Genomic DNA, 18,845 nt, shown 5'->3' on the forward strand with positions numbered 1-18,845 from the left:
TCAACGCTTTAATTTAACTTCCGGCCAGTTCAGCGACCAGGGTTCTGACCATAATCCGATACCGCGGATGATCGCTGGCTCCTGCCATTTATCTCCTGCAACATCATCGGTTCTCGGATCACAGATAAAGGAATGCCACTCACCGGCATAAGGGAATTTCAAAGCATAGGCGTGCAGATAACCCCGATCTGCTTCACTGCTGCTGTTATAGATTGAATCTCCGACAATCGCAGAACCAATTGATTTCAATGCGACCCGAATTTGGTGTGTCTTCCCGGTTAACGGACGGCAAATGAATAAACGCTCCCCATCTTCACCTGCTGTCGAAAAGAACTGGGTAATCGCCGGGTTGCTTTGTCCGGTAGTCAACATCCATCCAGAGCGACGGGACCGAACCATATCTCCACAGATCAATCCCTGTTTCTTTTTCGGTTTTTTACTTCCGATAGCCAGATAATATTTCTCGACCATTCTCTCGGCAAAACATGTCGACAAAATCCTGGCAGCTTCAGCAGAACGAGCCAGTAGCAAGAGTCCGGATGTCATTTTATCCAGCCGGTGTACCAGATAGAGAGGTCCGCTCCCCAATGCCTGACGGATTTCATGCACAAGCATCGTTTCTCCATCATCTTTATGGACGGAAACTCCGGGATATTTATGAATCAGCACAAAGTCTGAGTGAACAAATAATATACGAAACACAAGGCCCTCCAGGCGAGGGAGTATAGAGTGAAAGCGATGGAAACAAAACCAGTGAGAACAAAAAACCTTCCCTCGGGAAGGTTTTTCTGTCAGACATTCCCGGCTAACGCGTTACATTAGCGGATAAACAAATACCATAATGATAGCGACCGGACAGATGAAGCGAACATACCACGGCCAGATTTTCCAGAAGAAACCTTGCTCAATTTCAGGATTTCCCTGTTTAATTTCATTGAGCAGTTGATTACGTTTCCAGATCCATCCGACAACAATCGCCCACACGGTACCAAGCAGTGGCTGCATGTAAACAGTTGTCAAATCTGCAACAAACCCGAAAAGTTTGCCAAAATTCAGGCAAATCACAACACTAATCAGCAGAATCACACCACCAATCAACCAGGTTGCTTTTGAGCGCTGAAATCCTAATTCATCCTGCGCACAGGAAACCGGTACTTCAAGCATAGAAATTGCCGAAGTCAGTGCAGCAATCACCATCAGGACAAAAAAGCCGAATCCAAGTAACAGACCAACCCCGCCCATCGTATCAAACATCGCAGGCAGGACTTTGAAGACCAGATCACCGGAACTTTTCAGTGCGCCGCTTTCAGTGAAAATATCAACGCCATTGTTCTTAGCCACAAACATTGCCGGTAAAATAAGTAAGCCGGCAGAGAAAGCAACTCCCGTATCAATCGAAGCCACCTGAGCCGCCGTTTTAGGAATGTTCACATCCTTCTTCAGATATGAGCCATAAACCATCATCGAACCACATCCCAGTGACAGAGAGAAAAATGCCTGTCCCATCGCATCAACAAACAATCCACCGTGGAGTTGAGAAAGGTCAGGAACCAGATACATTTTTAGCCCTTCCATTGCCCCATCCTGTGTGAAGATATAAAGAATCATCACTCCGAATAAGACAAATAAAAGCGGCATCAGTCGTGTTGACCAGCGCTCAATCCCATCAGCAACTCCCCGTTGTACAACCAAAATGGTTAACAGAGAAAAAATGACCGTAAAAACCAGATTGCGCGAAGTACCAAAATCCACCAGCCAGCTTGAAAACTGGTGAAATCCAACCATATCGATAGTCGGAGCGATCGCATAACTGACCAGCCAGCCGGCGATGATTGAATAGAAACTCAAAATAAGTGACGCTGTCACTATTGCAATTAACCCAAAGCCCCCGGCAAAAGCCCGGTTTCTGGTCCAGATCGATCTTAGAGAAGAGATAGGGTTTGCTTGTCCGTAACGTCCAATCGTCAATTCTGCTACCAGCATCGGAAATGCCAGCAGAAAAACCATCGCAAGATAGATGACCAGAAAAGCGGCTCCTCCATTACTTGCGGCTTTAGTGGGAAATCCCCACACATTACCTAAACCGACAGCTGACCCTGCAGCTGCCATAACAAAGCCAAGTTTCGAAGAAAAATGACCTCTTGCATTACTCGCCATATTTTATACCGATATTGTGTTTACACTGAACGAATCAGGCGAGTGTAAAAAAACCTGTACACTCAGCAATAATTCTACTGATTCTCAAAGCGTGGCAAGTAAAACAGTTTGTCCTTAAAATTGGAAGGCCCAACGGTTTTATTTATTAATAATGTTCTATTTTATCGATTTATATGCCGTTTTTTTGCCCAAAACATCTTTTGTTTATCTATCTATTAACAAGAAAACAACAGAAAATATCCATCCACTACCATCTCACCCTTTGAAGCAGCTAATTAACTGATAAATTTCACTATTTTCTTTTATCTGTTTGTCATTCTATAAAAAGTTGATATAAGTCACATTTATTAATCACTAGTTTATTATGAATCATTAATATATTAACCTATCATTATATAAGCCCTGAGGCTTTGTCGCATCAGAGCCATCGGCTAGGTCAATAATCGATTCACTATTCATACAACTAATGTAATCAATTAAATATCAATCAGGCTATATATTAAATCCATGTTTATCCAATTTGATGAAGTACTCATCTTCATTCATGTGGTGAAACAGAGACTTAAAGCATGAATATTAACCATATTTTTCGTGCTTCAAGTGTCTAAATTGTATACAGAAGCACATGAAAGATGATGTAATGAGTAAGATTGGAATGATTATACAGGGAAATAGTTTATGACATTTAAATCGATTCAGACCAAGATAGCGCTCGCCGCAGGTATATGTTTATTCATTACATCAGGGCTTTTGGTCGGATATAGCGTCTACTCCTCTTCGGTAAGTCAACAGCTCGTTTCTCAGCAAGTTTCGACTATTGTAAAATCAACCACCATCAGTCAATTGGAAGCCACTGCATCCAATTATGCCCAGTCAATCAGCCGACGTCTTGAAAAAGGACTCGATGCAGCACAAACGCTGGCGGATGCTGCTTCTGCTTCAAAAACCTACGAAGAGGCAAACCGTACACTGGTGTTGAACAGAAATTCTTTCAATGAGATGTTGCTGAAGATCCTTGAACGAAATCCGGATCTCAACGGTTCTTACAGCTGCTGGGCACCAAACGCTTTTGACCAACAGGATTTTCTGAACGCGACCGGCCTTGATGGCAATAACGAAGAAACCGGACGCTACACACCATACTGGACCAGAGATCGCTCAGGAAAAGTCGAAATCCAGCCGCTGGTCGAATATGATTCGACCGAATCTCATCCCAATGGTGTAATGAAAGGTGCCTGGTATCAGGTACCGGAAAAAACGCTGCATAAAACGGTTACAGCCCCACTTCCTTATGTTGTTCAGGGAAAGAATGTCTGGCTGGCAACGCTATCGGTTCCCGTACTCGTTAACGGGGAGTTCAGAGGCGTCGTCGGTACGGACTACAATCTCGATTTTGTGCAACAGATGAGTCAGCAGGTTTCATCCGAACTTTATGACGGCCAGTCACAGATTTCAATTCTGACAGACACAGGACTTGTTATTGCAGATAGCCAGAAACCGGAGTTCATCGGACAGTCAATCCGTGAGTTATTTGGTGATAGTAGTGATGAAGTATTACAGGTTATTAAACAAAAAAAACCGATGACCCAATCTGATGATCAGGATAACCTGCTGGAAATATATGTCCCGATATCACTGGGGGACAGCGGTGTTACCTGGTTTTTCTTAATTCGTGTCGATCAGAACCTTGTTCTTCAGAACGTAAATCAGCTTTCTCAGGAGCTTGCTGATAACAATCAAAAAGGAATGACCTGGCAAATTATCATCGGCCTGGGGATTACAATCCTTGCCATTTGCGCATTGTTCCTCATGGCCCGGAGTCTTACCCGCCCTATTCTGGCAGCAGTAAACATGGCTCAGACCATTGCCAGTGGTCAGTTCCATAGCCGTCTGAACTACCACTCTGCCGATGAAGTCGGTCAACTGTCCGATGCATTGGATAATATGGCTGACAGCCTACAGAAACAGGTATCGGTCGCTGAACAGATTTCCCGCGGTGATCTGAATCTGACCGTTGATCTCGCCTCTGAAGACGATCAGCTCGGGCACGCATTGGCGCAGATGGTCAATGACCTCAATTCGTTGGTCAGTCAGATTCGCAACCGTTCCGGAGTCATCACTCAGAACGCAGACACGATTGCCGGACTCAGTCAGGATCTGGCGAATGGCGCCACAAACTCTTCTTCATCTATTACCGAAATCAGTGCAACAATCGCCGAGATTACTGCACAGATCAAAGAAAGTTCGGCTCATGCAGAGCAAGCCAGCACTCTTTCTCAACAATCGCTCCAGTCGGCTGAAAACGGAAATGAGCTGATGGCCGAGCTCAGGGATGCAATGCAGGATATCGAATCCTCAGGAAACGATATCAACAATATTATCCAATCCATTGAGGAAATCGCAGAGCAGACCAACCTGCTGGCTTTGAATGCTGCAATAGAGGCGGCCCGGGCCGGAGAACAGGGACGCGGTTTTGCCGTCGTGGCCGATGAAGTACGACAGCTGGCAGCCCGGAGCGCACAAGCGGTCCAACAGACTTCCTCACTAATCGAAACATCATCTCAAAGAACCCGACGGGGGATTCAGTTATCCCAACAAACCGCAGAAGCGCTCAATATCATCGTCCAGAGTATCAGTGAAGTTTCCTCACTGGTGAATGAGATTAATCAGGCGGCAACCGAACAGGCAGAGGGAGCAGAACAGATTAACCTTGGTATCCACCAGATTGACGAGGTCACCCACCAGAACACAACCAATTCAGAACAATGTGCTCAGTCAGCTCAGGAGCTGACAGAACAGTCAGAGCAGCTCAATGTTTTGATTCAACAATTTAAACTCAGAGGTTAAAAAGCCAAGAGACACCCCGAATCCCCAAAGTTCCTCCCTCTTCTGTTTATTGTAAGAATTTACAGAGGAGGGATAATCTTGCTTTCCTAAACCAGACTTTCACTTTAATATCCCATAGGAAATAAGTCGGATATACAATGGTATACCCAAGTGACCTCAAGATGCGGTTTCAGCGAGAATCATTGGGCACAGAGGCAAGGCAGAGATTTGAGTCATAGCTCTGTTCTATGGTAAAAATCTCTAACACAGTCTATGTGCCCAATGAACTCGCCCTTCGGGAGTGCTTCAATCGACTCATTTCTGTGTCAAATGTCGTTGAAAGGGGAATGCCATTCCTGCCGACATTTTCCTAGAATGGAGTCGATTGAAGGCACTCTGAATTCAGCATCTTGAGGTTACTTGGGTATATATGGATAAAATCTATCACATCCTCACTTTGGTCAGCATTGGGATTTACTGGCTACTTGTTGCACTTGTTACTTTTCGGATTGTATTAAAGAAAAGAGCAGTCAGTGTTTCTCTGGCCTGGCTCATGGTGATCTATATCCTGCCGATTCTTGGTGTTTTTTGTTACTTCCTGTTCGGAGAGCTGAATCTGGGAAGGAAAAGAGCCGAACGGGCAAAAGCCATGTCTCCCTCTTTTAGTGATTGGTTTACACAGTTAAACAGCTGTCAGGCTCACATTACTGAAAACATGGGTGCTCATATCTATAAAATCGATGAGCTTTGTAATCACCGGATGGGCATTCCGGCACTGAGTGGAAATTCACTTTCACTTCAGACCGATCCAAAAGTTATTCTGAACACCATCATTACAGATATTGAACAGGCCCGGTACTCGATCCGGATGGTTTTTTATATCTGGCATATCGGTGGCCTGGCGGATGCCGTCGCTTCTAGCCTGATTCAGGCAGCCAAACGGGGAGTTGATGTTAAAGTGCTGCTTGACTCAGCCGGGAGTCACCGGTTTATCAAAAGCCACTGGTATACGATTATGACGAATGCCGGAGTACAGATCGTACAGGCTCTGGAAGTTCGTCCCTGGCGGATTTTTCTGCACCGCCTCGACCTGCGCCAGCACCGGAAAATTATCGTCATTGATGATACTGTTGCTTATACCGGTTCAATGAATATGGTTGATCCTGCATACTTCAAACGAGATTCAGGGGTCGGACAATGGGTGGACATCATGATCCGCCTCACCGGGCCAACAGTCAACGTATTATCAGCAATTCACTGCTGGGACTGGGAGTTTGAAACCGGAAGAAGGGAGTTTCCGCAGATCCCTCAGTGCACAGTTAACAACGGCCTGCCTCAGCATCCCATTCAGGTTGTTCCTTCCGGTCCGGGTATGCCCGAGTATTTAATCTCACAGGCACTGATACTGGCGATCCATCAGGCAAATCAGTCCATCAGAATTACAACCCCATATTTTGTGCCCAGCTCCGAACTGCTTTCTGCACTAAAAACCGCAGCACACAGGGGAATTCAGATTGAGCTCATCATTCCTCATAAAAATGATTCAACCATGGTTAAATGGGCTTCCCGCTCCTACTACGGGGAGCTGTTGGACATCGGTATCTCAATTTATGAATTTTATGGCGGACTACTACACACCAAGTCGGTTGTGATTGACCAACAGTTTTGTCTGGTCGGAACTGTGAATATGGATATGCGTAGCTTATGGTTAAACTTTGAAGTGACACTGGCCGTTGATGATATCGAATTCACCCGGGAGCTTTATCAGTTACAGAACGAATATATCGAGCAGTCCTATCCGGTGACTTATGAACAATGGAAGGAACGCCCGCATTACAACCGGGTTCTGGAGCGGATTTATTATCTTTTCAACCCATTATTATGACTTTTTTCACGCTTGGGGTTGAAATAGACATCCCTGCCATGTTTTAAATAAACAATAATCAAGTCTGCCTTAAAGGACACTGCATGTCAGAAGGAAAAAAAACTAAATTTGTCGTCGCCGGACGCGATAAAAAATGGACACAGGGAACGGTCAATCCGCCGGTACAACGTGCTTCAACGATCGTTTTCAACTCTGTTGCAGAGAAAAATCACGCAACGATAAACCGGGCAAACAAGACTCTTTTCTATGGTCGCCGGGGAACCAACACCCACTTCGCTTTTCAGGATGCCATGACGGAGATCGAAGGCGGTGCAGGATGTGCACTTTATCCTTGTGGTACCGCAGCTATTGCCAACGCGATTCTCTCTTTCGTTGAAACTGGCGATCATATTCTGATGGTGGATACCTGTTATGAACCCACCCGGGATTTCTGTGAAACCATCATGAAGAAAATGGGGGTTGAAACGACCTATTACGATCCGATGATCGGGGCAGATATCGAAACCCTGATCCGCCCCAATACCAGAATTTTATTTACGGAGTCTCCCGGTTCGATCACGATGGAAGTTCAGGATATTCCGACACTTTCCCGAATTGCCCATGCACATGACATCATTGTGATGCTGGATAATACCTGGGGCGCCGGTGTGAATTTCTCACCGTTTGAACATGGTGTTGATATTTCTATACAGGCTGCGACCAAATATATTGTCGGTCATTCTGATGTGATGCTGGGAACAGCCGTCGCCAGTGAAAAATACTGGGATCAGCTACGTGAACAAAGCTATCTGATGGGCCAGTGTGTTTCTCCGGACGATGCTTATCTGGGGCTACGGGGCATCCGGACACTGGATGTCAGGCTGAGACAACATGCTGAGAGCAGTCTAAAGATCGCTCAATGGCTGGCAGAGCGTCCGGAAGTGGATCATGTACGCCATCCGGCTTTGGAGAGCTGTCCCGGGCATATGTACTTTAAACGGGACTTTACCGGTGGCAATGGTCTGTTCTCTTTTGTACTGAAAACCAGCGACCCTCGTGCAACAACCGCCCTGCTCGATGATATGAAACATTTCAGTATGGGTTATTCATGGGGTGGTTTTGAAAGTCTGATTCTTGCCAATGAACCTAAAAGCTTCAACACATTACGTACTGTCGCCAATCCAAACTTTACCGGAACTCTGATTCGGATTCATGTCGGTCTCGAAGATACCGACGACCTGATTGCTGATCTGGAAGAAGGTTTCCGACGCTATCAGAAAGCGCTGGACAACCATTCCGCATAAATGAGTGGTAAACTCTCCGGCATTTGATTTCAAAGCCGGAGAACGCCCATCCTGTCCACGATTATAAACTCACTACAGACTCAAATTCCTTAGGATACTTCCGGCAAATTTAACAGCAACGGGCTACAGGTTACGAAATGCTTTATTGACCCGGAAAGCATCCGACGTCACATACGCCTCAATCTGACATACTTTTTCTTCTACACGTTCCAGTTCCTGATCCAAGTTCCGGAGTAACTGGCTGGCTGAGGCTCCCTGCTTCCAGGGACGACTTTTCAGTTTATGCTCGCGCTGCATCTGAATCGTCTGCTCATAATCTTCCGGCTGCTTTTCCAGCATCAGGCTGAGGGCAATATAGGCAAGAATCACCAGAAAACCGCCGCCCAGCAATGTGGCAGACAAAACAATAATTCTGACCAGCCATACTTCCAGTTCAAAATAGTTTGCCAGTCCGGCACAAACCCCGGAAAATTTTCCTTGCCGGGGATCCCGGTACAGCGCCTTATTTCCCCTCATAATTCGATCTCCAGTTTGGCGTTTCATCATCCAGAATTTTTTCTAATGTATGAACGCGCTGTTGCAGAGATTCAGCTTTCTCCGACAGGGTTGCTAACTGTTCATAGTCCTCCTGACTCAAACCACCATCCGAACGTTTTTTACTCCGGTAGTGAAGAATCAGCCACAATGGTGCCACCACCACCATGAAAACGATCAGTGGCACAGAGACAAGCATCACTAACATAGTCACTCCTTATTCTGATTCACTTTTCTTCAGTGCCTGTTTCAGCTTAGCCAGTTCACTGTCGATCTCATCCTGCGCCTGAAGCTCGGCAAATTCCTGATCCAGTGATTTCCCATGACCGGTTTGTTCGTAAATATCAGCCTCAGCTTCCAGCTCATCAACCCGTCTTGAAAACTGATCAAACTTAGCCATAGTCTCATCTGTCCGGTTACGGTGCAGATGACGCTGAACGTCCCGGCGTTTGCCCGCAGTCTGAGCCCGAATCATCATAGCTTTCTGTTTAGCTCTGGTTTCCGTGATTTTTGATTCCAGTTTGGTGATCTCACCAGCCAGTTTATCAATCGTCTCTTCAACCAGGGTGTACTCGGTTTTCAACCCTTTGACCATTTCCTGCAATTTCTGCTTTTCGATTAGTGCAGCACGAGCTAAATCTTCTCTGTCTTTTGTCAGTGCCAGAGAAGCTTTTTGAGTCCATTCATCAATTTGACCTTCGAGTGACTCAATTTTTCTCAGCAGCTCTTTTTTATCTGCCAGCACTTTCGCAGAATGACTCCGGACTTCAACCAACGTATCTTCCATCTCCTGAATAATCAGACGAATCATTTTTTCAGGGTCTTCGGCTTTATCAAGTAGTGCACTGATATTGGAATTTACAATATCTGCAAATCGGGAAAAAATGCCCATATGAGGTTCCTCCTGTTTATCCAACTTCACCTGATGTACCACTCCAGTGACTACTCACTGATACATCACTGTTTCATAAGACTAATCAAAACTTGTGCCACTTTTTAATAGTCATAAAAATCAACATATTAACATTTCATACAGTCAATTTTACATGTGAGTATTTGTATTTATGACCAATTATTAGTTAATCTGACCACTACCTTTTCATTGGAATATCTTCTCGTTGGAACAACATCATGAAAATTAATCTGATTGGTGAATCTCCTCATTTTCTGGCAGTGCTGGAGCAGGTTTCTCATCTGGCCCAGATAAACAGGCCGGTCTTAATCATGGGAGAACGTGGAACAGGAAAAGAGCTGATCGCCCAGCGCATTCATTATCTGTCCCAACGCTGGGAACATCCGATGATTTCCCTGAACTGTGCGGCCCTGTCCGAAGGGTTGATTGATTCGGAACTGTTCGGTCACGAGTCCGGCGCTTTTACCGGCTCCAAAGGTCGTCATCAGGGCCGGTTTGAGCGGGCGGAACATGGCAGCCTGTTTCTTGATGAACTAGCTACGGCACCACTGAATGTTCAGGAAAAACTTTTACGTGTCATTGAATACGGGGAATATGAGCGGGTCGGTGGTTCCCAGACACTGAAGACCGATGTTCGCCTGATTTGTGCAACCAATGGAGATTTATTATCACTGGCTGAACAGGGGAAATTCCGTTCGGATCTGCTGGACAGGCTGGCGTTTGACGTGGTCCACCTTCCGCCATTACGGGAGCGGCGAGAAGATATCTTGCTGCTGGCCGAACACTACGCGATACGGATGTGCCATGAAATACAACTTCCCTATTTTCCCGGATTCAGCCAGCAGGTACGCGAAACACTGCTCGATTATCACTGGCCCGGAAACATCAGGGAACTGAAGAATGTGATTGAGCGGGCTGTCTACCGGCATCGTTCTGTCGATCATCCTATCGATCATCTGATTCTGAACCCATTCCAGTCTGAATGGAAACAGTCACAGAGTTCAGACTCAGCCCCACCAGCAAGAGAAAGTATCCATGTACCGGACTCGGTTTCATTTCCTGTTGATTTCAAAGTATGGATGGAAACTCAGGAACGTCAGGTCATTATGCAGGCCTTGGTTCAAGCTAAATATAATCAAAGAAATGCCGCTCTGTTGCTGGGATTAAGCTATCATCAACTAAGAGGCCTCATCAGAAAATATCAGCTCATTACCAAAAATGAGTAATCTATGGATCATTTCAAAGTGTTTTTCGTTGGTTCACTCATATAAAAGTGGTAAATTAGCCGCTTATTTGAGGCAGACTATATTTGGCTTAAGAGCCTCGTTTCATAAATTCGCTTTTAAAATGAAAATACTGACAAAACTCACCTTGAGTTTCTGCGGCCTGGGGCTTTTAACAGGCTGTAATGACCAGAATACCGATCATAGCGAAATCAGACAGACAGGATTCGTGTATTGTGGACAGGGAACGCCAAATACCTTCAATCCACAGTTGGTTGATAGTGGTATTACTGCGGAGGCACTTGGTCCACAGATTTACGACACTTTGCTTGTTCTGGATCCCAAGACACAGCGCCCCTCACCAAATCTGGCCGAACGCTGGACAGTAAATCAGCAAGGCACTGTTTATACATTCTATCTACGTCACAATGTGTCTTTTCAGAACACAAAATGGTTTACACCATCCCGCTATCTGAACGCCGATGATGTCGTGTTCAGTTTTGACAGGATTCTCAGCCCATACAATCCTTTTCATCATGTCGGAAACAGTACTTATCCGTGGTTTGCCGGAATCAATTTCAAACATTTGGTAAAAAGCATCGATGTCATTGATCCACTGACGATTCAGTTTACACTCCGGCGGCCCGACAATAGTTTCCTCGCAAATATTTCGACAACTCATGCAGTCATTCTTTCTAAAGAATATGCTGATCAACTGATCTATGCCGATGAGAAACCGATGATTGACAGTCATCCGGTCGGAACCGGGCCTTTCTATCTTGATGAAATGCAAGTCAGTGATTTTATCCGGCTGAAAAGAAACCCGCTGTACTGGAAAGGACAACCGAAGATGCAGCAGGTTGTTTTTGATATTGCCCAGCGCGGAACAGGAACACTGGCAAAATTACTGCGTAATGAATGTGATGTGCTGAGTACACCAATCTCCAGTCAGATTCCAATCATCGAACAGCAGAAACATATTTCGCTCAGTTCAACGCCAGCAATGAATGTTGCTTTTATTGCCGTCAATACCACTCATCCGGCAATTAGTGATTCCCGGGTTCGTAAAGCACTCAGTTTTGCGGTTAACCGGCAAAATATTCTGGATTCCGTTTATTACGGTACCGGGAGAATTGCTTATAACATCCTGCCACCAACCTCCTGGGCTTACCAGAAAGATACCATTCAGGTCCGCTATGACCGTAATTACGCACTAGGACTTTTGCGTGATGCCGGGTTCAGCAGCGGATTAGAACTATCGATGCTGGTGCCTCTGGAACCGACAGCATATAACCCTAGCCCACGAAAAACGGCAGAGCTGATTCAGGCAAATCTGAAAAATATCGGAATTACCCTGCACCTGATTCCGGAAGAACGGATCGACAGGAAAAACCGGTCAGATTACACCGATGTGGATTTGTACCTGACAGGCTGGTCAGGGCGAACCGGTGATCCGGATAGCTTCCTGCGCCCGATTCTCTCTTGCGATGCCCGGGAAGAAGGGATTAATCTCTCCCGGTGGTGTAATGAAGATTTTGACTTCCTGCTAAATCTGGCACTGGAAGTTGAGCGGCCACGTTATCGTCTGAATCTTTATAAACAGGCACAGAATATTGTTAATCAAGAGTTTCCCGTGATTCCTATCGCCCATGGCATGCAATTTAAGGCTTATAATGACTCATTGACCGGCTTTCAGCTTAGCCCGTTCAACGTCCTGCCTTTTAATATGGTTGAGAGGATAAAATAATGCTTCTCTATGCAACCCGAAAATTTAATCTGTTTATGATCACTCTGCTGATTCTGACGCTGGTCGGGTACAGCATTCTCAGGTTTGATCCCTACTCTCACTGGGCACTGGAAAGCTTTTGGCAGGGATGGTTCACCTATGTTTCCGAAATCAGCCAACTCAACTTTGGTATCAATAAATCAGGAACTCCGGTCATAGATGAACTCGCTGTTGTATTTCCTGCAACACTGGAACTCTGCTTGTTTGCTTTTCTGATTTCATTAATTATCGGCATACCTATCGGGACTCTTGCAGGAATGAAACAAGGGAAATGGATTGATACAGTGATCTCTTTCTCTTCGATGTGCGGCTATTCTGCTCCTATTTATTGGATTGCCCTGATTCTGCTGTTAATTTTTTCTCTGAATTACGAAATTTTTCCGGTATCCGGACGATATGACCTTCTTTATAATATTCAGCATGTAACTGGTTTTGCACTGATTGATGCTTTCCTGTCTAAGAGTGTCTACCGTCCTCAAATCCTGCAAAGTGTTATCTCACATTTGATTTTGCCATGTACCGTTCTCGCTCTGGCGCCAACAACTCAGGTCATTCGTTTAATGCGGACATCTGTCGCAGATGTCATGAACCAGAACTATATCCGGGTTGCCAGAATCCGGGGATTATCACAGTACCAAATTATCAGAGAACATGTCCTGCGTAACGCTATTCCACCGATTATCCCAAAGTTCGGCGTACAATTATCAACTATGCTGACATTTGCCATTATCACCGAGTCCATCTTTAACTGGCCGGGTATTGGCCGATGGCTTCTGGATGCTTTAGCCAATGAAGACCTTGTTTCCATTCAGGCGGGTGTAATTGCTGTCTCGACTCTGGTTCTTACCGCAAACGTGTTATCTGACTTGCTCGGAGCACTAGTGAATCCGTTCGTAAGGAAAGCTTGGTATGCTAACAAATAATATCTATCAGGAAGAGCATATCCCGACACAGTTCGAACGGTTCTGGCGTAGTTTCCGTAACAATAATCTGGCGATGTTCGGACTCTGGTGTCTTCTGGCACTACTTATCATTACGCTTGTTTCTCCCTGGCTGGCACCGCATGACGCGCAGGAACATACCAGCCACTTACTGGCACCACCTTCCTGGGATCCGGCTGGTTCTGTCGAGTATTTCTTTGGTACCGACGATCTGGGACGGGATATTCTGTCCCGTTTGATTGAAGGCTCCCGGCACTCTTTCGGTAACGCTCTGCTAATTACTTTGCTGGCGACGTTTACAGGTTGTTCAATCGGCATTGCAGCAGGTATGACTTCAGGTCTGCTATCCAGTATTCTGAATCACCTGATGGATACAATTATGTCGATTCCGTCATTACTGCTGGCCATCATATTTGTTGCAGTGCTTGGTATCGGTGAATTCAATATCCTGCTGGCAATCGGTCTGGCACTGGTTCCCCGGTTTATCCGTGCTGCCTATACAGCGGTTCACAATGAAGTTGAGAAAGACTACATCATGGCCGCCAGACTCGACGGAGCCAAAGATATTTATCTGCTTTGGTACTCGATTCTGCCCAATATCCTCTCTACGATTGTGTCAGAGATAAACTTTGCCATGACAGTTGCCATCTTAGATATCACTTCTCTGGGCTTTCTGGGACTGGGAGCACAATCATCGACTTCCGAATGGGGAGCGATTCTGGGAGATTCCGTCGAGCTGCTTTATCTGGCTCCGTGGACCGTTGTTCTGCCCGGCCTGACAATTATGTTTACCATCATCATTGTTAACCTTGTCGGTGAAGGTGCACGTCAGTCACTCAATGAGGGAATCGAATAATGCCAATGCTGGATATTCGTCATCTGACGATTGAAATCGATACACCACAGGGATTAGTGAAAGCCGTTGATCGAATCAGCCTGACCATGAATGAAGGTGAAATCCGCGGTCTGGTTGGAGAATCAGGCTCAGGAAAAAGTCTGGTCGCCAAGGCCATTGTCGGCGTCTGTAAAGAGAACTGGCGTATTACGGCTGACCGGATGCGACTGGGCAATATCGATCTACTTCAACTCACTCCAAGAGAACGTCGCCGGGTCATTGCCCGGGATATTGCGATGATATTTCAGGAGCCTTCAACCTGCCTCGACCCATCGGATGAAGTAGGAAAGCAACTGATCGAAGCAATTCCTGCTCATGCTTTTAAAGGATCCTGGTGGCAGCGTTTCTCATGGCGAAAAAAACAAGCTATCGCTTTACTACATAAAGTCGGTATCAAAGACCACCAGCGTATTTTAAAAAGTTATCCATATGAAATTACAGATGGTGAATGTCAGAAAGTCATGATAGCGATGGCAATTGCTACCAAACCAAAATTGCTGATAGCTGATGAGCCAACCAATGACCTCGACCCGATTACACAATCGCAGATACTCCGGCTGCTGAGCCGGATGAATCAGGTCAATAATACAACCATTCTGCTCATCGGGCATGATCTGACGACCATCACCCAATGGGCACACCGTATCACCGTCATGTACTGCGGTCAGTCTATTGAGTCCGCAATGACAGAAAGCATCTTAGCCACACCAAAACACCCTTATACGGTTGCTTTGCTGACCGCAATGCCGGATTTCAGTTCATCCATTCCACATAAGCAGAAATTACACTCGCTGCCAGGTTCCATTCCACCGCTTCAGCATCTGCCAATTGGCTGCCGGCTTGGTCCAAGATGTCCTTATGCTCAGCGTCAGTGTGTTGAAATGCCCAAAAGCCGTTGGATCAAGAACCACAAATACTCATGTCACTATCCGCTGAATATGGAGGAAACGCAGTGAACATTCCTCTTCTGGAAGTTTCTGATTTATCAAAAACTTTTATTACCCGCTCCAATTTATTCAAAAAGAAAATCCATCACGCTGTGGAGTCGGTAAACTTTACTCTGGAAGTCGGTCAGACTATCGGTTTCATCGGACAGAATGGTTCGGGTAAATCTACACTTGCCCGTATGCTGTCAGGTATGATTGAACCAACGACCGGAGAAATCCGTGTGAATGGCGAGCGGCTGGCGCACAAAGATTACGCCACCCGATGCAAATTAATCCGGATGATTTTTCAGGATCCAAACACTTCCCTGAATCCCAGAATTCAGATTGGCCGTATTCTGGAAGGCCCCCTGAAAAGAAATACCGAGATGTCTCCGGAAGATAGACAGAAACGGGTCAAAGATACTTTACTGCGCGTCGGTCTTCTGCCTGAACATGCTTACTTTTATCCTCAAATGCTGGCAACTGGTCAAAAACAGCGGGTATGTCTTGCCAGGGCACTGATTTTGCAGCCTTCAATCATTGTTGCCGATGAAGCATTGAATGGTTTAGACATGGCAATGCGTTCACAAATCATCAACCTGCTTATGGAATTACAGGATGAAATGGGGGTTTCCTTCGTCTATGTTTCCCAGCATTTAGGTGTCATCAGACACATTACCGACAAAATCATCGTGATGCATGAAGGCCGGGTTGTCGAATCCGGTTATACCGAAGAAGTTCTTTGCAATCCTCAGCATATTGTGACTCAACGAATGATTGAGAGTCACTTCAGCAGAATTCCGGAATTCGGTTCGGAAGACTGAAATGTACCGGTGGCAGCAATTGTGCTTGATATTCATGACGGTGTTCTTCAGCCAGAAAACCATCGCAGAGCTGCCAACCTGGGAAAATCCCCGCTTTATTCAGAATGCTTTCTTTCATGTCGCCCTCAACCATGAGTTTGCATCTCACGGCAAGCATCGTTTAGCAAAATGGAATCAACCTCTCCGGATATGGTTTCAGCATGATGTCGGAGAGCAACCACTACACGAAAAGCTGGCCCGTCTCCATCTGACCCAGCTGGAACAGTTAACACATCTGCCATTCCACATCGTTTCCCAACGGGCAGATGCCAACTTCATTTGGTATTTCACACGTCAGTCACTATGGCAAAAGATTGTCCGTGAAGAATTAGGCGCTACCGCGCTAAAAAATACCCACGGTTCCGTCTGTATGTTTGGTGTGTCCGTCAATGCTGCCACTCAAGAGATTACCCATGCAACAGTGATTATTCCTGTCGATCAGGCCAGAGAACACGGTAAGCTACTTAGTTGTATTATTGAGGAATCGACACAGGCACTCGGATTGTTTAATGATTCGGAACAGGCTTATCCTTCAGTATTCAATGATCGGACCCCGGATGATTTCTTATCGCCGCTGGACATCATTCTGCTGGAATTACTCTATGAGCCATCTTTGCGTCCGGGAATGAATCAAAAGTCTCTCGAACCTTTGCTAAAACAGTTATTAGAGCAATATCAGCAGCAGGGAAAACTCAAACAAGCTTTATATCAGTCCAGACATGCACCTCTTGTCGAACAATTTGGAAATTAACGGCAAATATGCTTCAGTGGTTTCAAAATCCTGTCATCAGAGTGAATTGAGATTATGTGAATATATTATCTCCACAAACACAAGATTCCGGTTGTTGCAGTCCTGGGAATTCCGCTAGAGTAATCATGTCGATAACGAGAAACAGATAAATGTAATGAATAGTGTAATAGATGTTTCCTGGCTGCAGTTGGCGATGTTTAGCCTGACGCTGCTGATTCCTGTCGCAATGAGTGTTCAATACCGGCTCATGATTGGAAAAGATATTTTCATTTCCGTTCTTCGCATGGGAATCCAGCTTGGGTTGGTCGGTATCTATCTGGAGTATCTGTTTGCATTGAACAGCCTTGTGATTAATACCTGCTGGTTACTGGTTATTATCAGCGTCGGTGCCAGTTCAATCTTATCCAAGGCTAAGCTGCCGAAGACCCGTTTGCTTATTCCGCTCATGGCTGGTCTGACAATCGGTTTACTTCCTATATTGGTTATTCTGTGCGTTTTCATTGTCCAGCCTGTCCCCTTTTACAACACCCAGTATATGATTCCTCTGGCTGGAATGCTGATGGGAAATACACTCAGCGGTAACATTGTCGCACTACAAAATCTGTTTACCGCGTATCAGGAACGTAAAAGTGAGTATGAAGCAGCATTGTCTTTAGGAGCTTCACCACGCTATGCATCCAGGCCATTCATTCAGAATGCAATCCAAAAAGCCAACGCCCCTATTCTTGCCTCAATGGCAACTATCGGCTTAGTCACTTTGCCGGGGATGATGACTGGCCAAATTTTAGGCGGCTCATCCCCACTCATCGCCATCAAATATCAGTTTATGATCATGGTCGCTATTTTAGTGGTTCTGAATATCTCTCTGGCACTTTCAATTGAATATATTCTTAAAGCAGCCCTGACTAAAGAAGGAAAAGTTCTGGTTCAGTTCAGAAAAAACGGCAATAGTTAACGCGCCAAAATCGTGCAAAATTTGTTCTCTTTTTGTGCATCTTCAGTTTTGAAATCAAACTGTTAATCTTACTCACTGGCTTTAAAACATCTTATCCACAGAAAATGTGGATAACTGATATATATATTGATTAGCGTGATGTTTCTTTAATTCCACTCCTGGTAGAAGGAGAAAGTCTTCCTAAACATCTTCTCTTATCAATGAATACATTGCTGGCACACAAATTTATACAGACTCACCGAAAACAAATCATAAAAAAGCCCTGATATGAACAATTCATATCAGGGTTTTCTACAATTACTTTTTACATACCAAGCAACTACCGATCAGTGATTCTCTTCACTCAGCAAATCATCTTTCGCAGCCAGTAAGTACTGACACATAGACCAGTAAGTCAGAATCGTTGCGACATAGATTGAGATATATCCCAGCCAAATCATCCAGTTATCATAACGCCAGATTAACGCAAGCAACGCAAACATCTGAGTCATTGTTTTTACTTTTCCGACCCATGAAACCGCGACACTTGCCCGTTTCCCGATTTCCGCCATCCACTCCCGGAGTGCAGAAATGATAATCTCTCTGGCAATCATCGTTACAGCAGGAATCGTAATCCAGATATTGTGAAAGTGTTCGGTGATCAGGATTAGTGCTGTTGCAACCAGCACTTTGTCTGCCACAGGATCAATGAATGCACCGAAGCGGGATGTCTGTTGCAGTTTTCTTGCGAGCATACCATCGAGCCAATCGGTAATTCCCGCAATCCAGAATACAACTGCCGCGGCAAATGAAGACCAGCTATATGGCAGATAGAAAGCGATAACGAATACCGGAATCAGAAAAAGTCGGATAAGGGACAATATGTTAGGAATATTTAAACGCATATGCTTCGCTCTTATTGTTCGCG

17 protein-coding genes are annotated in these 18,845 nt (G+C 45.3%); 11 read left to right on the forward strand and 6 right to left on the reverse strand.

The genetic code is table 11. The features are described from left to right. Both OCU74_RS08985 and OCU74_RS08990 read right to left on the reverse strand, forming a co-directional pair. Positions 1-702, reverse strand: a complete 702-nt coding sequence (locus OCU74_RS08985; protein ID WP_087479404.1) for a TIGR01621 family pseudouridine synthase — start codon at positions 700-702, stop codon at positions 1-3. 111 nt (positions 703-813) lie between these two features. Beyond that, a complete protein-coding gene (locus OCU74_RS08990) occupies positions 814-2,157 on the reverse strand; it encodes a sodium-dependent transporter (protein ID WP_087479405.1) in 1,344 nt (447 codons plus the stop codon). 678 nt (positions 2,158-2,835) lie between these two features. Here OCU74_RS08990 and OCU74_RS08995 point away from each other — a divergent pair. The 3 genes from OCU74_RS08995 to OCU74_RS09005 all read left to right on the forward strand — a co-directional run bounded on the left by OCU74_RS08995 (position 2,836) and on the right by OCU74_RS09005 (position 8,151). Further along, complete coding sequence (locus tag OCU74_RS08995) at positions 2,836-5,004, forward strand: methyl-accepting chemotaxis protein (RefSeq protein ID WP_087479406.1); 2,169 nt, start codon at positions 2,836-2,838, stop codon at positions 5,002-5,004. Between the two features lie 409 nt (positions 5,005-5,413). Then, positions 5,414-6,868, forward strand: coding sequence for a cardiolipin synthase (cls, locus tag OCU74_RS09000; RefSeq protein WP_087479407.1), 1,455 nt, complete (start codon positions 5,414-5,416; stop codon positions 6,866-6,868). Between the two features lie 83 nt (positions 6,869-6,951). Then, positions 6,952-8,151, forward strand: a complete 1,200-nt coding sequence (locus OCU74_RS09005) for a cystathionine beta-lyase (protein ID WP_087479408.1) — start codon at positions 6,952-6,954, stop codon at positions 8,149-8,151. A 123-nt stretch (positions 8,152-8,274) separates the two neighbouring features. Here OCU74_RS09005 and pspC read toward each other — a convergent pair whose 3' ends face one another. Genes pspC through pspA form a run of 3 tightly spaced genes read right to left on the reverse strand, consistent with a single transcriptional unit; the run spans position 8,275 to position 9,577 of the window. Then, positions 8,275-8,697 carry an envelope stress response membrane protein PspC gene (gene pspC, locus OCU74_RS09010; protein WP_087479409.1) on the reverse strand — a complete coding sequence of 141 codons (423 nt, stop codon included), beginning with the start codon at positions 8,695-8,697 and terminating at the stop codon, positions 8,275-8,277. After that, entirely contained in the window at positions 8,654-8,893 is a 240-nt protein-coding gene (gene pspB / locus OCU74_RS09015; protein ID WP_087479410.1) for an envelope stress response membrane protein PspB, read from the reverse strand. The genes pspC and pspB overlap by 44 nt, the downstream gene beginning before the upstream one ends. Before the next feature lie 9 nt (positions 8,894-8,902). Further along, the gene (gene pspA, locus OCU74_RS09020; protein ID WP_087479411.1) at positions 8,903-9,577 is read right to left on the reverse strand and encodes a phage shock protein PspA; all 675 of its coding nucleotides are present in this window, start codon (positions 9,575-9,577) and stop codon (positions 8,903-8,905) included. 239 nt (positions 9,578-9,816) lie between these two features. Here pspA and pspF point away from each other — a divergent pair, with 239 nt between their 5' ends. The 8 genes from pspF to OCU74_RS09060 all read left to right on the forward strand — a co-directional run bounded on the left by pspF (position 9,817) and on the right by OCU74_RS09060 (position 17,938). Then, positions 9,817-10,824: a phage shock protein operon transcriptional activator gene (gene pspF / locus OCU74_RS09025; protein WP_087479412.1), complete on the forward strand. Its 1,008-nt coding sequence runs from the start codon at positions 9,817-9,819 to the stop codon at positions 10,822-10,824. A gap of 121 nt (positions 10,825-10,945) precedes the next feature. Next, the gene (sapA, locus tag OCU74_RS09030; RefSeq protein ID WP_087479413.1) at positions 10,946-12,568 is read left to right on the forward strand and encodes an ABC transporter substrate-binding protein SapA; all 1,623 of its coding nucleotides are present in this window, start codon (positions 10,946-10,948) and stop codon (positions 12,566-12,568) included. Next, the gene (locus OCU74_RS09035) at positions 12,568-13,530 is read left to right on the forward strand and encodes an ABC transporter permease (protein WP_087479414.1); all 963 of its coding nucleotides are present in this window, start codon (positions 12,568-12,570) and stop codon (positions 13,528-13,530) included. The genes sapA and OCU74_RS09035 overlap by 1 nt, the downstream gene beginning before the upstream one ends. After that, the gene (locus OCU74_RS09040) at positions 13,517-14,404 is read left to right on the forward strand and encodes an ABC transporter permease subunit (protein ID WP_087479415.1); all 888 of its coding nucleotides are present in this window, start codon (positions 13,517-13,519) and stop codon (positions 14,402-14,404) included. Before OCU74_RS09035 ends, OCU74_RS09040 begins: the two co-directional genes overlap by 14 nt. Then, positions 14,404-15,399, forward strand: coding sequence for a peptide ABC transporter ATP-binding protein (locus OCU74_RS09045; RefSeq protein WP_087479416.1), 996 nt, complete (start codon positions 14,404-14,406; stop codon positions 15,397-15,399). Before OCU74_RS09040 ends, OCU74_RS09045 begins: the two co-directional genes overlap by 1 nt. Next, positions 15,396-16,193, forward strand: a complete 798-nt coding sequence (locus OCU74_RS09050) for a peptide ABC transporter ATP-binding protein (protein ID WP_234993521.1) — start codon at positions 15,396-15,398, stop codon at positions 16,191-16,193. The genes OCU74_RS09045 and OCU74_RS09050 overlap by 4 nt, the downstream gene beginning before the upstream one ends. Position 16,194: 1 nt before the next feature. After that, positions 16,195-16,983 (forward strand): DUF2927 domain-containing protein, encoded by a 789-nt coding sequence (locus OCU74_RS09055; protein WP_087479417.1) that lies wholly within the window; start codon positions 16,195-16,197, stop codon positions 16,981-16,983. Between the two features lie 154 nt (positions 16,984-17,137). After that, a complete protein-coding gene (locus OCU74_RS09060; protein ID WP_087479418.1) occupies positions 17,138-17,938 on the forward strand; it encodes an ABC transporter permease in 801 nt (266 codons plus the stop codon). Between the two features lie 326 nt (positions 17,939-18,264). Here OCU74_RS09060 and pgsA read toward each other — a convergent pair whose 3' ends face one another. Beyond that, positions 18,265-18,822 (reverse strand): CDP-diacylglycerol--glycerol-3-phosphate 3-phosphatidyltransferase, encoded by a 558-nt coding sequence (gene pgsA / locus OCU74_RS09065; protein ID WP_087479419.1) that lies wholly within the window; start codon positions 18,820-18,822, stop codon positions 18,265-18,267. Between the last annotated feature and the right edge of the window lie 23 nt (positions 18,823-18,845).

It is taken from the genome of Vibrio mangrovi, assembly GCF_024346955.1.
GTDB classification, from domain to species: Bacteria; Pseudomonadota; Gammaproteobacteria; order Enterobacterales; family Vibrionaceae; genus Vibrio; species Vibrio mangrovi.

Coding starts and splice junctions, on each gene's coding strand:
- OCU74_RS08990 (WP_087479405.1), bottom strand. CDS start 2,157: ATGGCGAGTAATGCAAGAGGTCATTTTTCTTCGAAACTTGGCTTTGTT.
- OCU74_RS08995 (WP_087479406.1), top strand. CDS start 2,836: ATGACATTTAAATCGATTCAGACCAAGATAGCGCTCGCCGCAGGTATA.
- cls (WP_087479407.1), top strand. CDS start 5,414: ATGGATAAAATCTATCACATCCTCACTTTGGTCAGCATTGGGATTTAC.
- OCU74_RS09005 (WP_087479408.1), top strand. CDS start 6,952: ATGTCAGAAGGAAAAAAAACTAAATTTGTCGTCGCCGGACGCGATAAA.
- pspC (WP_087479409.1), bottom strand. CDS start 8,697: ATGATGAAACGCCAAACTGGAGATCGAATTATGAGGGGAAATAAGGCG.
- pspB (WP_087479410.1), bottom strand. CDS start 8,893: ATGTTAGTGATGCTTGTCTCTGTGCCACTGATCGTTTTCATGGTGGTG.
- pspA (WP_087479411.1), bottom strand. CDS start 9,577: ATGGGCATTTTTTCCCGATTTGCAGATATTGTAAATTCCAATATCAGT.
- pspF (WP_087479412.1), top strand. CDS start 9,817: ATGAAAATTAATCTGATTGGTGAATCTCCTCATTTTCTGGCAGTGCTG.
- sapA (WP_087479413.1), top strand. CDS start 10,946: ATGAAAATACTGACAAAACTCACCTTGAGTTTCTGCGGCCTGGGGCTT.
- OCU74_RS09035 (WP_087479414.1), top strand. CDS start 12,568: ATGCTTCTCTATGCAACCCGAAAATTTAATCTGTTTATGATCACTCTG.
- OCU74_RS09040 (WP_087479415.1), top strand. CDS start 13,517: ATGCTAACAAATAATATCTATCAGGAAGAGCATATCCCGACACAGTTC.
- OCU74_RS09045 (WP_087479416.1), top strand. CDS start 14,404: ATGCCAATGCTGGATATTCGTCATCTGACGATTGAAATCGATACACCA.
- OCU74_RS09055 (WP_087479417.1), top strand. CDS start 16,195: ATGTACCGGTGGCAGCAATTGTGCTTGATATTCATGACGGTGTTCTTC.
- OCU74_RS09060 (WP_087479418.1), top strand. CDS start 17,138: ATGAATAGTGTAATAGATGTTTCCTGGCTGCAGTTGGCGATGTTTAGC.
- pgsA (WP_087479419.1), bottom strand. CDS start 18,822: ATGCGTTTAAATATTCCTAACATATTGTCCCTTATCCGACTTTTTCTG.